Annotated in this window: 11 protein-coding genes, 1 tRNA gene and 1 CRISPR repeat array; of the genes, 1 reads left to right on the plus strand and 11 read right to left on the minus strand. The window is 69.6% G+C overall.

What is annotated here, in order from left to right; all coding sequences use genetic code 11:
- Positions 1–25 precede the first annotated feature (25 nt).
- Positions 26–997, plus strand: a complete 972-nt coding sequence (locus tag D9598_RS14625) for a LysR family transcriptional regulator (RefSeq protein WP_198367279.1) — start codon at positions 26–28, stop codon at positions 995–997.
- Positions 998–1,207: 210 nt separating this feature from the next.
- Here D9598_RS14625 and D9598_RS14630 read toward each other — a convergent pair whose 3' ends face one another.
- From D9598_RS14630 to glpX, 11 genes are all read right to left on the minus strand, one after another.
- Complete coding sequence (locus tag D9598_RS14630) at positions 1,208–1,567, minus strand: DUF4440 domain-containing protein (RefSeq protein ID WP_198367280.1); 360 nt, start codon at positions 1,565–1,567, stop codon at positions 1,208–1,210.
- A gap of 340 nt (positions 1,568–1,907) precedes the next feature.
- Positions 1,908–4,181: a CRISPR-associated endonuclease Cas3'' gene (locus D9598_RS14635; protein ID WP_370592038.1), complete on the minus strand. Its 2,274-nt coding sequence runs from the start codon at positions 4,179–4,181 to the stop codon at positions 1,908–1,910.
- A 114-nt stretch (positions 4,182–4,295) separates the two neighbouring features.
- Positions 4,296–4,791: direct repeats of the CRISPR family, unit length 32 nt; unit sequence GTTTCGATCCACGCTCCCGCACGGGGAGCGAC.
- Positions 4,792–5,020: 229 nt separating this feature from the next.
- The gene (cas2, locus tag D9598_RS14640) at positions 5,021–5,311 is read right to left on the minus strand and encodes a CRISPR-associated endonuclease Cas2 (RefSeq protein WP_198367281.1); all 291 of its coding nucleotides are present in this window, start codon (positions 5,309–5,311) and stop codon (positions 5,021–5,023) included.
- A 10-nt stretch (positions 5,312–5,321) separates the two neighbouring features.
- Entirely contained in the window at positions 5,322–6,362 is a 1,041-nt protein-coding gene (cas1c, locus tag D9598_RS14645; protein ID WP_198367282.1) for a type I-C CRISPR-associated endonuclease Cas1c, read from the minus strand.
- A 65-nt stretch (positions 6,363–6,427) separates the two neighbouring features.
- Positions 6,428–7,006 carry a CRISPR-associated protein Cas4 gene (gene cas4, locus D9598_RS14650; protein WP_198367283.1) on the minus strand — a complete coding sequence of 193 codons (579 nt, stop codon included), beginning with the start codon at positions 7,004–7,006 and terminating at the stop codon, positions 6,428–6,430.
- A 4-nt stretch (positions 7,007–7,010) separates the two neighbouring features.
- Entirely contained in the window at positions 7,011–7,949 is a 939-nt protein-coding gene (cas7c, locus tag D9598_RS14655; RefSeq protein ID WP_370592039.1) for a type I-C CRISPR-associated protein Cas7/Csd2, read from the minus strand.
- Positions 7,942–9,777 carry a type I-C CRISPR-associated protein Cas8c/Csd1 gene (cas8c, locus tag D9598_RS14660; RefSeq protein ID WP_198367285.1) on the minus strand — a complete coding sequence of 612 codons (1,836 nt, stop codon included), beginning with the start codon at positions 9,775–9,777 and terminating at the stop codon, positions 7,942–7,944. Before cas8c ends, cas7c begins: the two co-directional genes overlap by 8 nt.
- Complete coding sequence (gene cas5c / locus D9598_RS14665) at positions 9,774–10,451, minus strand: type I-C CRISPR-associated protein Cas5c (protein WP_198367286.1); 678 nt, start codon at positions 10,449–10,451, stop codon at positions 9,774–9,776. Before cas5c ends, cas8c begins: the two co-directional genes overlap by 4 nt.
- A gap of 611 nt (positions 10,452–11,062) precedes the next feature.
- Positions 11,063–11,138, minus strand: a tRNA-Glu gene (locus D9598_RS14670).
- Positions 11,139–11,244: 106 nt separating this feature from the next.
- Entirely contained in the window at positions 11,245–13,041 is a 1,797-nt protein-coding gene (gene recJ / locus D9598_RS14675; protein ID WP_198367287.1) for a single-stranded-DNA-specific exonuclease RecJ, read from the minus strand.
- The gene (gene glpX, locus D9598_RS14680; RefSeq protein ID WP_198367288.1) at positions 13,034–14,014 is read right to left on the minus strand and encodes a class II fructose-bisphosphatase; all 981 of its coding nucleotides are present in this window, start codon (positions 14,012–14,014) and stop codon (positions 13,034–13,036) included. Before glpX ends, recJ begins: the two co-directional genes overlap by 8 nt.
- Between the last annotated feature and the right edge of the window lie 52 nt (positions 14,015–14,066).

Consider the following 14,066-nt stretch of genomic DNA (forward strand, 5'->3'; position numbering starts at 1 on the left):
CCATTAGCAGCTATAGTCGCAGGCTATGGATCCGACGCGGCTGCGCTCCCTCGTGGCGATCGCCGAGCAAGGCGCCTTCAGCCGCGCGGCCTCGGTCCTGGGCCTGGCGCAGCCCAGCCTGTCCCGGCAGATCGCGCTGCTGGAGCAGGAGGTCGGGCGCCCCCTCCTCTACCGCCATGGCCGCGGCGCGCGCCTCACCGAGGACGGCCGGCGCCTGGTCGAGGCCGCCCGGCCCCTGCTCGCCGCGCTCGACAACCTCCCGGCCAGCCTGGATGACCCGGTTCCGCGCGGCCAGGTGGTGCTGGGCGTGCCGACCTTCATGTCGGCGCATCTGGCGGCCTCGCTGTTCGGCGAGCTGCGCCAGCGCCACCCCTTCCTGCGGATCCGGCTGGTCGACGGCTTCAGCGGCTTCGTGAACCAGTGGCTGACCGAGGGGCGCCTCGACATCGCCATCCTCTATGACAGCCGGCGCAGCCGGGCCATCGCCGCGGAGCTGCTGGCCCAGGAGGAGCTGCTGCTCTTCGCGCGCCGCCGCCGCGCCCGGGACCTGCCCGGCGAGGGTCCCGTTCCGGTATCATGCCTGTCGCGGCTCGATCTGGTCCTGCCCGATCCGCAGCACGGCTTGCGGCGCGCCCTGCACCGCGCCGGGGCGCATCCCGATCCGGCCCGCCTGCTGGAGGTGGACAGTCTGGCGGCCATCCGCAGGCTGGTCGAACTGGACATCGGCTGGAGCGTGCTGCCCCGCGCGGCTCTGACGCGCGAGGCGCTGGACCGCCGATACATCCTGAGGGGCATCGCCGATCCGCCACTCCGCGCGCGCCTGATGGTGGCGATGAGCCCGACGCGCCCCGCGACCCCGGCCCTGCGGGCGGTGCTGGCTCATCTCCACGCGACGGTCGCCAGGCTTCAGCAGAGCGGGATCATGTCCCCCCTGCCAGTCGACGGCCGAGGTCCGGCCTCATCCGCCCACGGGTCCGCCACGCAGAAGGCACCCTGATCGCCGCCCTGGGCAACCGGCGTCCCACTCTCGGCCAGCAGGCCTGTCCTATGCCGGCGGACATCTCCATTGCCGAGGTGAGCCGGGAGGATGAGCGAGGCGGCTGGAAGGATCGCCGCCACTCTGCCGTGACGGTCGTGACCGCCTCGGCGGGATGAAGGCGTGTGACCGGCCTTGCGTGACCGCTCCAGACCCTCCACCGCCGCCCTGTCAGCTCTTCACCAGCGGCGGCGTCTGCTGGTGCTGCACCACGCGCCACTCCTCGTGCGCCAGGCGGCGATAGGTCGAGGTACAGTGCGCCTCGTAGGGCGCCGTGCCATCCCGCTCCGCGCGGGCATGGTAGGCGACCACGATCAGCCCCTCCTGCGGCCGGGCGATCTGCCGCTCGGAGATCTCCACTTTCGTCCAGCGCGGCGTGTCCGCGACGGCGGCAATGGCGTCCTGGCCGCTCATCACGAAGGGCGGCTGCGGCAGCACCATCAGGCACGCATCATCGATCGAGGATCGGTAGTGCTCGGCGTCTCCGGTCCACAGGCTTTCCTCGAACGCCCAGACGCGATTGTCTTCCATCGGTGCCTCCCTGGTTGCCGAGATCAGGTGGTGCGGCCTGGGCGGCTGCCTAGGATGACGTTTTCGGCATTGGCACGCGCAGAAGGCGATGGCTCCGGTCTGCTCCGCCGAACCGAAGCGCGCGATCCGGATCCCACCGCCGCGACGCCTCGACCAAGGCCTCCCGCAGCCCCGTGCGCGCCGGTACGCCCCTCCCTGCCCATACCGGCTCCCCACGTCACGCGGCTCGCCACGCGTGGGCGGCGGGGGTCCACATAGGCGGCCTCGGAAGCTTTGGACACTCCCGAAACGCGCAGAACCTCGGTCGCCTGCGCAGTCTCACCCGTTGTGAAGCGGGCTCTCAGAACAGGTTGCTCTCCACCTGCCGGTACTCCGGCCTGGCCAGATCCAGCCCCGTCTCCGCGTCATAGTGCTCGGTATTCTCGAAGGCGAGCAGCGCGTCGCCCAGTGCCCGGCTTACCGGCCGCAGCGCCCCTCGCCCCAGCCAGTCCCGCCGCGCCTGGGCCGGAATGCTGATGGTATAAGGCTGCAATGCCCGCAGCATCCGCCCTGAAGGCTTGTCGACCCGTGCCACGAGTTGCAGCGCCGCCCGCGCCGCGTCGTCCCACGGCACGACCACCGGCTCCATCGTCTCGTCGATCAGGCGGAAGGCGTCGGCCAGGCTGCGGAAGGGAAAGCGGCTGTCATCCTTATGCGTCTCCAGCGCCGGCAGCGCGCCTGGCCTGAAGCCCTCCAGCGCAAGGGCATCCAGCGCGCCCTGCCCTTTCTGCCAGTACAGGGTGCGGAAGTAGTCCCGCACGGCCTCCAGCCCCAGCAGGTCGTCATGCCGCCGCAGCACTTCCCGTGTGGCCTGATGGAACTCCCGCGCGAAGCGCGGCACCGACGCCTCCGCCGGCTCGAACACCACCGTGCGCCCCATGGGCAGGAGACCATTGCGGTTGCAGCGCCCCGCTGCCTGGGCAATGGAATCAACCCCGGACACCGCGCGCCACACTTCCGGCAGATCCAGATCCACACCGGCTTCGATCAGGGACGTGCTGACCACGCGCACCGGCTCCCCGGCCTTCACCCGGCGGCGGACCTCTTCCAACACCCGGCGGCGGTGGCGCGGCACCATCAGCGTGCTGAGATGCACGGCACCTTCCTGCTCCCGGATGGCGCCATGGAGATCCCGCGCATGAGCACGGCTGTTGACGATGCACAACATGCGCGGCACCTCGGCGAAGCGTGCCGCCACCTCGGCATCCGTCACCTTGTCCGGCCTCACCTCCACCCGCACCCGCCGCAGGGCGGCGTAGAGGGCCGGCGGGTCGGGCGCGATCTCGCGTTCCGGCGGAATGTCGAGCCCGCCATCCAGCCCGTCCTGCACACGGATCGCCGGCTGCGTGGCGGTGCAGAGCACCACCGTGGCACCATAGGCCCGCGCCAGCTCGGCCACTGCCGCCAGGCAGGGGCGCAGCAGCCCCACCGGCAGGGCCTGCGCCTCGTCCAGCACGATCACGGAGCGCGCCAGGTTGTGCAGCTTGCGGCAGCGGGACGGACGGTTGGCGAAGAGGCTTTCGAAGAACTGCACGGCGGTGGTCACCACCACCGGCACATCCCAGTTCTCCGCGGCCTGCCGCAACTTACGCTCGCCCCCTGGTCCTTCCTCGTCGTCGGTCTCGCGCCAGGCGGCCTGGGCGTGGTGCTCCAGCACATCCTCCTGCGTTTCCAGCGCGGTACGGAACACGGCGGCGGTTTGCTCGATGATGGCGCTGAAGGGTGCGACATGGATCACACGACGCAGGCCGTGCCGCGCCGCATGCTCCAACGCGAAGGACAGGGAGGCCAGGGTCTTGCCGCCGCCCGTCGGCACGGTCAGCGTGAACAGGCCGGGCGGCATCGCCGCCTTATCCCGTGCCGCCGCCAGCACCTGGGAGCGGGCATGGGAGACGGTGCTGTCGCTGCGTCCGTCGATCCCGGCCATATGCACGCGCAGCCGATCGCGCAGGTCCGGGATCGTGCTGTGACCGCCCCGCGTTTCAGGCTGCCCTTCGGCGCGACGATGGAACGCCTCGGTCTCCAGGAAATCCGCGTCGACCAGGCAAGAGAACAGCATGCGGCCGAGAAAGGCCTTGCCGAAGCCGGATGGCGGAGCGCCGCCCGGCCAGGGCGGAGACGGCAGAAGGCCGCGCGTCTGCGGCAAAGGCCCGGCATGGGCTTCCCAACCATCATAGGGGAAGATCGGGTGGTGTTCCGGCGAGAGCCGTCGTTCCAGGTCCTCCGCATCAGACAATCCGCCATGGTGCCCGGCCACGATGTTGGCGAGGAGCAAGCCAAAGGGTCCTGGGGACAGGCGGTAGGCCATGCGGGCCCCGGCGGTGGAATGGTCCGGCCCCTTGGCGGCACCTTCACCGCGCGGCGTGGCGATGTAGGTCTGGAAGGGAACGGACACCTTGCCAATGTCGTGCAGACGGCCCAGAGCACGTGCAGCCTCGGCCCAGCCGAACCATGCGGCAAACTCTGCCGCGCGCTGACCGACAGCCACCAAGTGATCCGTCAAAAGCTCCCAGTTGGCAGGGGGCTTCGAAGGCAGCGAATGCGCGAAGACTGGCATGGTCTGCATTGAATACATTCAGAATGCATTGATCCAGAAGAGAATGGCGGCGACAAGACGGATGGCAGACATGCCACGCTCCCGCACGGGGAGCGACCTTGCATCCGGGAGCGCTGTTAGCCAACCCGTGGGGTTTCGATCCACGCTCCCGCACGGGGAGCGACTGCGCGAGCGCCAGCATCTGGCGCGCACCGAGCTGGTTTCGATCCACGCTCCCGCACGGGGAGCGACCAGGGATGCTGGCGGTGTCCCTGGGCACATCGCGGTTTCGATCCACGCTCCCGCACGGGGAGCGACCGAAGGTTGCAGCGATGGCCTGCATCTGCTGCTCGTTTCGATCCACGCTCCCGCACGGGGAGCGACAATTCAGCCGGCGCGGCTGGGACGTGTCGTTTCCGTTTCGATCCACGCTCCCGCACGGGGAGCGACGAGCGCCTCTCGATATAGTGGAGATTCGCCATATGTTTCGATCCACGCTCCCGCACGGGGAGCGACATGTCGGCGTCTACGTCAAGGGTGAGTTCAACGAGTTTCGATCCACGTTCCCGCACGGGGAGCGACCGCCACATCCTGTCCCAGGAGAGCCCGGTCTCCCTGTTTCGATCCACGCTCCCGCACGGGGAGCGACGCCTTATGGTCTAACTCACGAAAGGAGCGCTCTGAAGTAGGCTGTGATCGCGAACATTCTGGAACCAGCCTCCGTATGTGGAGGCCGTGCAGAGGCATAGTCCCCAAGTCCCTGAAATCATAGCCAATTGCTGACGCGCGAACCTTGCCCGGTTGCGATGAGTGCTTCAGGGTCGCGCAGTGCTGACGATAACAGAAAGAACCGGACCTGATGAGACGGTCGACAGTCGTTAGAACACCAGCGGCTTGTCCAGATCCAATGCAGGCTTCGCGCCCACATGTTCGACCTTGCGCCGCCCGTCTGCGCCCAGTCGGTAGAAACGCAAGCTGTCGGTTAGAGGGTCAACTTCCTCAATCAGCCTCGCCCGCAACTGCGTCCACTGCGCCGGGTCGACCTCGCATTCGAAGACTGAGTTCTGGACGCGCTGGCCCCAGTCCAGGCAGGCGCGAGCAACGCGCCGCAGGCGGCGGCGTCCCTCTGCTGTTTCGACATTAACATCATAGGTCACCAGGACCAGCATCGACGTTGCCTTATCGCCATATGAAGGGTGGGTACCCGTCCAGTTCGCCACGCAGGTGCCGGGCCAGCAACTGGGCCTGTATATAGGCCACCAAGCCAAGCGGCATGGCCTCGCCCAGGAAGGGATGGCGCAGTTCGTCCCGCTTGCGTTCCTGCCACGCCACCAGCACGCTGCGGCGGGCCTCGTCGGTCAGTCGCACGCCACCGGCCTCCTCGACGATGAAGTCATCGGCACCGAGCTGTCCACGGTTGAGCAGGCTCAGCGCGAGACGATCGGCCAGGACGGGACGTAGCTCTTCCATCAGATCGAGTGCGAGACCGGCGCGACCGGGACGGTCGGCGTGGAGGAATCCGACTTGCGGATCGAGCCCGTGCGCCTCCAGCGCCGCGCGGCAGTCATGGCCCAGCATGGCGTAGAGAAAGGACAGCAGCGCGTTCACCCGGTCCAGCGGCGGGCGGCGGGATCGTCCGCCAAAGCGCAATGCCGGGTCCGGGCGGCGGATCAGGCTATCAAAGACGCCGAAGTACAGGGCGGCGATCTCCCCTTCTATTCCGCGCAGCCCCGCCACATCCGAGACCGTAAGCGTTCGCCGCGCCGCATGGCCGATCCGCCGTTCCACCTCCTCGAGGGCCAAGCGAGTCGCGGGCTCCATCGCCGCGCCGTGGTCGCGCAGGGCCCGCAGCAGAACCTGGCGCTGGTTCGCCGCCTTGCCGGCCACGACGCCGCGCACGATCGGACCATGCCGCGCCTCGTCATCCGCCACCCGGTGCTGGATACGTCGCAGCAGCACGTTGCCGCTGCGCGCGCCCTCCACCCGCGCCAGGAAGCGGCCGTTCGGCTCCAACAGGGACAGGGCGATTCCCGCCTGGGCACAGGCGGCCATCAGGGCTGGGGAACAGCCGGGGCGGCCAAACCCCACCACTCCTTCCAGCATGTGCAACGGCACGCGGCCGACCTCGGACCCCTCCACCTCCACCACGAGGTTGGCGCCATCCTTGCGGAGCCAGGCACCTTCGCTGGTGACGTAGATGGTGTTGAGCATCCGCCGCATGATCAGCCCCGCAACTGCTCGGCCAGCCAGCCCGTGACCGAAGGTGGCGCCTGCAACCGCTCCGGCTAGCAAAGGTCGTGCAGGGAGCAGGCGCGGCAGCCCGGGAACAGTCTTGGCGGCGGCGTGTGCCGGGCCAGGATGTTGCCCCGCGCCTCCTCCGCGGTTCGCACCGTCAGCGCGCGGAGCGTCTCGTCAAACAGCACGGGCAGGCGGCGGCGCGTGGTGCCGTAGAACAGCGCCCCTTGCGGCACCGGCACACCGAAGGCCTCCTCCAGGCAGATCGCCTGGGCGCAGAGCTGTACCTCGTCGGCCCGGTGCGCCTTGGGCTTGCCGCGCTTGTACTCCACGGGAAAGGGCTGCGGTGGGCGGCCGCGAAACTCCACCGCATCCGCCTTGCCTGCAACGCCGAGCGTGAGGGAACGCAGCGCGATGCCGCGCGCGACCCGCACCCCGGGCCGCGTTTCCGGGCGGCCCGCATCCACCCGCTCATGCAGCAGCCGCCCCTCGGCGGTCGCGCCATCCTCCGCCCAGAGTCCTTCCACATGGATCAGGGCGGACTGGCGCGGGCAGAACAGATGGTGCTGGAGAGCGGAAATCGGGATCAGCTCGTCCTCGGCCGCCGTGTCCGGGGGCGCCGGCGGCATCGGCTCAGCGCTCGATCACCTCGACACCATCCGGCAATCCGCCCCGATCCACAGCGATGGCGTAGTCCTGGAAGCGACGGGCGGCAGGCCAGTTGTCGGTGCGGGGGTCGCCGATCGGATGCGTCTCTCCCTGGTGGTGCCGGCGCGCCGTCACGCGGTCGAACAGCGTATGGGCCTGAGCATTGCCCAGCGCGCCGGCATGGCGGAACACCACCAGCTTGCGGGTTGCCATCTCGCCACGGGCGGCGGAGCGGTCGTGCTCGAACATGCTGCCCAGCGCCTCGAAGAGCAGTTCCAGATCCGCCTCGGAGAAGCCGGTGCCCTTGGCCGGGTGGCTGGCCAGCGGCGCCGAGACGAAGCCATGGGTACGGTACAGACCGTAGGGCACGATATGCTTGCGGCCCATGGTGCGACCGCCCTTCTCCTCCGCGTCCTTTTCCGTGGTCGCGGCGAGGCGGGTGATGGAGACTTCCAGCGGCAGCACCGGCTCAACCGAGGTCGCGAAGGTGATCTGCACCGGCCCGCGCACCTGCCCTGCATTGACGCCCGTGGTCATCACCGCGCCGAAGGCCCGGATGTCCCAGAAATTGGCGCACATCCAGCGCGTCAGCTCACGGGACTTTTCAGCGTCCCTCGGCAGGCGCTTGCGGTCCTCGTCCTTCGTCACCTCCGGCAGCACCGCCGTCCAGGCGCGCTTGTGCTCGAGATTCAGCGTGGCGCCATCGCGCATGTAGATCTCGTGCCCCGGTGCCTCCGGGCGCGCCAGCGCGACGTAGTTGCGGATCTTGCGCTTGATGGCGACGTCGGAGACGAGGCCGTGATTGGTCTCCGGGTCCAGCCGTGGCAGGTTGCCGGCATCCGGGTCGCCGTTCGGGTTGCCATTGGTGACGTCGAAGAACAGCACGAAATCGTGGCGGCGCGTCAGCGCGGCGGTCTCACTCACTGGCGTCATCCCCCTCGGGTGCTTCCTCGTCCGCGATCTGCACGATCGCCTTGCCGGCGACCCTTGCCTGCCGCTGGTGGTAGTAGCCGATCACGAAGCGGCCCTGCTCCTCCAGCCGCAGGGCGCGCGGTAGGGCCGGTGGCAGCATGGCCGCGATCTGGTCCATCTCGCGCTCCACGAAGCCGCCCTTGCGGTCCTTGCGCAGCTTGGAGAGATGGTTCTGCATCCCGCGCAGCAGCAGCGGGAAGACACTGGCCGGCGTGGCGGAGGCCGCGCCGAAATAGCGATCGCGGATGGTCGCGTTCACCGTGCCGAGCGCCATGCGCTGGGCGATCTCCGCCATGGCGAACATGCGGCCCAGCTGGTAGGCGGCATTCGGTTCCTCGCGGTCGAGGCTCACGGGCGGGTCCTCCTTTCGATCTTCTTGGCGGCGCCTGAGGCGATGCTCGCGGGCCAGAACGGCGCGGATGGCGGCGGCGTGCCAGCCGGTGGCGGGATCGTCCCCCGCCCGCAGCCGCAGGATCGCGGCCGAGAGCAGGGTGCGTGGATAGGGGGCGCCGGAGAGAACAGCGCGCGTCACCTCGCCCGCCAGCAGGGGTGGGATGTTCTCGAACTTGCCCTGCAGCGCGGTGGTGCGCATCAGCAGCCAGTTGACGGAGGGCGGCGCGCGCCAGGGCAGAGGCTCGATCGCGAGGTCCTGGTAGTGCCGCGCCAGGCAGCGCGCGAAGGCCCCGAAGGAATCGCTCAGCCAGAAGCGCACCGACAGCCGCGCGGCATTGGGCGAGAGGCCCAGCACATGGAAGCGCACGTCCTCATCCAGCCGCGGGTCCATCTCCCGCAGCGGCCTGCCCTCCGACAGCGCGGCCAGCACCTCCTGTACGCGGCGTGTGGCGGCGGCATCCTTGTCCAGCCCGGCCTCGGCGCCAGCGACGGCAGGGGCCGGCGGGTCGCCCAGCAGGGCGAAGATGTCCTCGGCCGCCCGCGCCGCCGCCTCCGCGGCCGGGCTGGCATCACGCGCATCGGCCCAGAACACCACGGTGGCGTCGCCCAGCGGGCGGCGCAGGCGGTTGGCGCTGCCGCGATCCAGCAGCCGGTTCAGCGCGGCGCCGTAGCGGAAGGCGGCGGCCTCCGAGGTCGGCGCGTTGTCGCCCTGCGCCTTGCCATAGGAGGTGAAGGCATCAAGGTTGAAGGACACCAGCGCGGCGCCGGAGGATTGCGCACCCTCCACACCCTTGATGACCGGGTGCAGGCGCCGTGCCGGGCCCGGCTGGCCGGTTACCAGGCAGAGTATCGTGGGCGCATCGCCGCCAGCCCGCTGTTCCACCAGAGCCCGCGCCGCCGCGCGCTGATGGATGAAGCCGGCCTCGCCATCCAGGCGGAACACGATATTGGCGTCCAGCATGTCCGGCAGAAAAGGCGGCGCATCGAAGCGCTCCGGCTTCCAGTCCTCCAGGAAGCGCCGAAGCGCCAGGAGGCCCTCGTCATCGGTGCCGGTCAGCAACTGCGTGTGCGAGGCCTGGAAGGCGGCGTGCTCGGCGGCCGTCCGTTTGCCCTCACCCGCCGTGCGACCGAGCGCATAGGCCGATTTGTCCCATAGCAGGTTGGGTAGGATGCCCACGGTGCGCTTGACCGCCGCCGGCACTTCCTCCAGCCGCGGCACAAGCTTCTTGCCCGATGCCACCCGCAGGTCGAGCACAGCCACCGGCTCCCCGGCTGGGGACAGCACGATGGCGAAGCCGATCTTCTCGCGCGAGAAACCCGGTGCCTCCGCCTCCCCCCGCGCCGCCATCCGCCCGTAATAACGGTCCAGCGACTGCAGGATCGTCATGCCGTGCTGCCCTGCGCCAGACAGGCCCGCACATCCACCACCCCATTCTCCAGCCTGGCCCGGAAGAAGCGGGAGGCGGCGCCGGCATCATGGTCGATGTCGTACAGCATCCAGCCGAGATCCTGGTCGCGCTGGCCGGGCAGCAGTTTGCTCTCCGGCAAGGGCGCGCCCTCCGGGATCAGGGCGAAGTCGGCGGCGAATTCCCAGGTGCCCAGGCAGGGGCAGTGGAAGCACTGCCCGGAGGCCGCGCGGCGGTTGAACATGGCGGCGTGCTTGGCAGGCGTGTCTTCCACCCCAGCGCGCGGCGTCATCTCGAAATGTGCCTCGATCACATAGGCCACGTCCACCAGCAGGGTTGTGGCGCGCTGCTGCCGCACCTCCTCCGCCACCAGACCCAGCCCTTGCGTGGTGCCGGCGCGCATGGCCCGCTCGGCCGTCGCGGCGCTGGCCCTGGCGCTGACCTCGTTGCGGCGGAAGGACTGGAAGCGGATGGGCCGCAGCACGTGGATGCGGTCCACCACCCAGCGCAATGCAGGCTTCCAGTGAATGGCTTCCAGGATTCCGCGCGCGGCGGAGGGTGTCATCACGTCGTAGGAGACGCGCTCGACCTTCATCTCAGGTCTGGTAAAGAAGGCGCGGGGACCCCAGACGTGCAAGCGAATGCCGTAGGACATTGTCCTCCTACCGCGGCGCCATAGCACCACCGGTTGCTTTATATAAATGGTAATATCATGGAATCGATATAAGCTGAAGCCGGAAATGCTCAGGGCCCGCTTCATAATGGTCGTGGCATTCGCCGGACGAGCATGAGGGTGGCTGTCAGGTTAAAGAACGCCGAGGAAAGGTGGACATCCTTCTCGTGGCGAGTGGCAACGGCGCCATTCCTTCAGGCGCACCCAGAGGTTGGGGTGCCTGCCGCCGCAGCCAGACGCTTCGGCCGGGTGGTCAGAGGCGCCTGTCTACCTCCGTCGACTCCCAGTTCCTTCTGTTCGCGTCGACAAGTGCGATGAGGGCGGACCGATCCTGGCGCAAAGCGACATGGTCATGGGCTGGAAGGATCGGACCAACTGGGAGAGGCTGTTTTCGTCGGAGTCGAAACCCAGCGAGCAGACCTGAGGACCAGGAACACCTCTCGGGGCTAGGCGGTAGCAAACTGCCTGGAGTCAAACCCCCTGCGCCCGGATGCCTTGGACAGGTATCCGACAGCCACTCGTGAACGATTGTGCGGGTAACTGTGGGGTCTAGGGGCTGAATATCCCCTAAACTCTTGTATTTAAACGCGTCCTGGCGTCCCCAACGGGATTCGAACCCGTGTTACCAACGTGAAAGGCTGGTGTCCTAGGCCTCTAGACGATGGGGACCCGAACGCGACGCGCGGCCATGGCAGCGCGGGCGGGCGGTTACTAGCCCAGGCCCGGCAGGGCGTCCAGACTATCGGTACTGTTTTCTTTCATGAGAACAACGGCCTCACGCCGCCGGAGCGCCATCCTGCACATGCAGGCTGGCCGTCACCGCGCCATTCCAGGCCTCGGCGCGCAAAGCACCGCACAGATGCAGCGGCGCGCCCCGGCTGTTCAGCAGCAGTTCCGCCAGCGGCCCCTCCTTGGCGCGGAAGCACACCGCCTTCAGGCGGCCACCCCCCTCGCCCTCGAGGAAGGCCCGCACGGTGTTGCCCTCCTTCCCCACCCGGTCGGCCCGCGCCACGCGCACGCGCGGCAGCACGAAGAGCGGCTCCTCATGGCCGGCGCCGAACGGTCCGAGGCGCGCGATCTGCTCGGCCAGGGCCGCCGTCGCCGCCGGTACCAGCAGGGTACCGTCCAGCAGGAGGTCGGCGCTGGCCGGCAGATCGGCGGCATGCGCGAGGCGCTCGTTGAGAAAGGCGTGCACCGCCTCCCGCTGCTCGGGGCGGAAGGAGAAGCCGGCGGCCATGGCATGCCCGCCGCCGGTCTCGAACAGGCCGGATTGCCGCCCGGCGATCACCGCCGCGCCCAGATCGACACCGGGCACGGACCGCCCGGAGCCCTTGGCCAGGCCATCGGCCAGGCCGGCGACGCAGGTCGGGCGGTTGAAGCGCTCCTTCACCCGGCCTGCGACGATGCCGACGACGCCCGGATGCCACCCCTCCCCCACCAGCAGCAGCACCGGATGCCCGGCCTCGACCTGGGCCTCGGCCTCGGCGAAGGCGGCGGCGAGCACCTCGCCCTCAACCTCCTGGCGGCGGCGATTCACGGCATCGAGGCGCTCGGCCATGGCACGGGCCTCCACCGGGTCGTCGCAGGCCAGCAGCCGCAGGCCGAGATCCGGCTCGCCGATCCGCCCGGAGGCGTTGATGCGCGGCCCCAGCAGGAAGCCGAGCGTATAGGCCGAAGGGGCGTCCCGTGCCTGCGCCACCTCGAGCAGCGCGGCGATGCCGGGCCTGGCGCCGCGGGCCATCACCTTCAGCCCCTGGGTGACGAAGGCGCGGTTCAGGCCGGTCAGCGGCATCACGTCGCACACGGTGGCGAGCGCCACGAGATCCAGCAGGTCGAGCAGCCGGGGCTCCGGCCGGCCGGAGAAGAAGCCGGAGCGCCGCAGTTCGCGCAGCGTCGCCACCGCCGCCATGAAACCGACCGCCGCGGCGCAGAGGTGCCGCAGACCCGAGCCGCAGTCGAGGCGGTTCGGATTGACCGCCGCCACCACCGCCGGCACCGGCCCTTCGGCCTTGTGATGGTCGAGCACCACGACATCCGCCCGGCCCTCGGCCGCGCGCAGCGCCTCATGGGCGGCGATGCCGCAATCGACGCAGACGACGAGCGTGGCGCCCTCGGCGCAGAGGGCGGCGATGGCGGCGGGATTGGGGCCGTAGCCCTCCTTCAGCCGGTCCGGCACGTAATGCCGCACCGGGCAGCCCAGCTCGCGCAGGAAGCGCAGCATCAGCGCGCCGGCGCAGGCGCCGTCCACGTCGTAATCGCCGAAGACCGCGACCGGTTCGCCGCGCCGCACCGCCGCCGCCAGGCGTTCGGCGGCGCGGTCCATGTCGAGCAGCACGGAAGGATCGGGCAGCAGGGCCCGCAGCGTCGGCTCCAGGAACAGCGGCGCCGCCTCGAGATCGATGCCGCGCGCCGCCATGAGCTGCCCGACAAGCTCGGGCAGGTCGAGGCGCTGGGCGATGGCCAGGCCGGTCCGCGCGTCCCCCTGCCGCCACAGCCAGCGCCGCCCGAGGGCGGAGCGGGCCACGCCGAGGACCAGCCCGGGCGCCGCCACCTCCGCCGGCAGGTCAGTCAACGAAGGCGCTCGGCTTGAGGGAGAAGTTGTGGTGGCCCTCGATGTAGCGGACGGTGCCGGTCTTGCTGCGCATGACGATCGAATGGGTGTAGGCCCGCCCGCCCTTGCGCCGCACGCCGTGCAGCATCGGTCCGCCGGTCACGCCGGTCGCGGCGAACATCACCTCGCCATGCGCCAGGTCCTCGGCGGTCAGCTTCCGGTGCGGATCGGTCAGGCCCATGCCGCGGGCGCGCTCGATCTGCGTCTCGTCCTCGTAGAGCAGCCGCCCCTGCATCTGGCCGCCGATGCAGCGCAGCGCCGCCGCCGCCAGCACGCCCTCCGGCGCGCCGCCGGAACCGAGATACATGTCGACGCCCGTGTCCGCCTGGGAGACGGCGATCAGGCCCGCGACATCGCCATCGGGGATCAGCATGATGCGCGCGCCCGCCTCGCGGCACTGGCGGATGATGTCCTTGTGCCGGTCACGGCCGAGGATGCAGACGACCAGGTCGTTGATCTCGACCTGCTTGGCCTTGGCCAGCTCGCGCAGGTTCTCGCCGGGCGTCGCGTCCAGGTCGACGATGCCGGCCGGCAGGCCGGGCCCGACGGCGATCTTGTCCATGTAGATGTCGGGCGCGTGCAGGAAGCCGCCATCCTCGGCCACGGCCAGGGTGGCGATGGAGTTCGGCCCGCCGGTGGCGCAGATGTTGGTGCCTTCCAGCGGATCGACGGCGATATCGACCTTCGGGCCGCCGGTGCCGACCTTCTCGCCGATGTAGAGCATCGGCGCCTCGTCCATCTCGCCCTCGCCGATGACGACGGTGCCGCTGATGGCGATGGTGTCGAAGGCCTTGCGCATGGCGTCCACGGCGGCGCCGTCGGCGGCGTTCTTGTCGCCCCGCCCGATCCAGCGGCTGGCGGCCAGCGCCGCCGCCTCCGTCACACGCACCAGTTCCAGGGCGAGGTTGCGGTCAACGGGTGTGCTGTCGCGCATGATGGGCTCCTGTTTGTACCCTGTCCGGGGCTTCGCCTGCCCCAACGCCTGT

This window comes from Roseomonas sp. KE0001, assembly GCF_016107285.1.
In the GTDB taxonomy this organism is placed as follows: Bacteria; Pseudomonadota; Alphaproteobacteria; order Acetobacterales; family Acetobacteraceae; genus Pseudoroseomonas.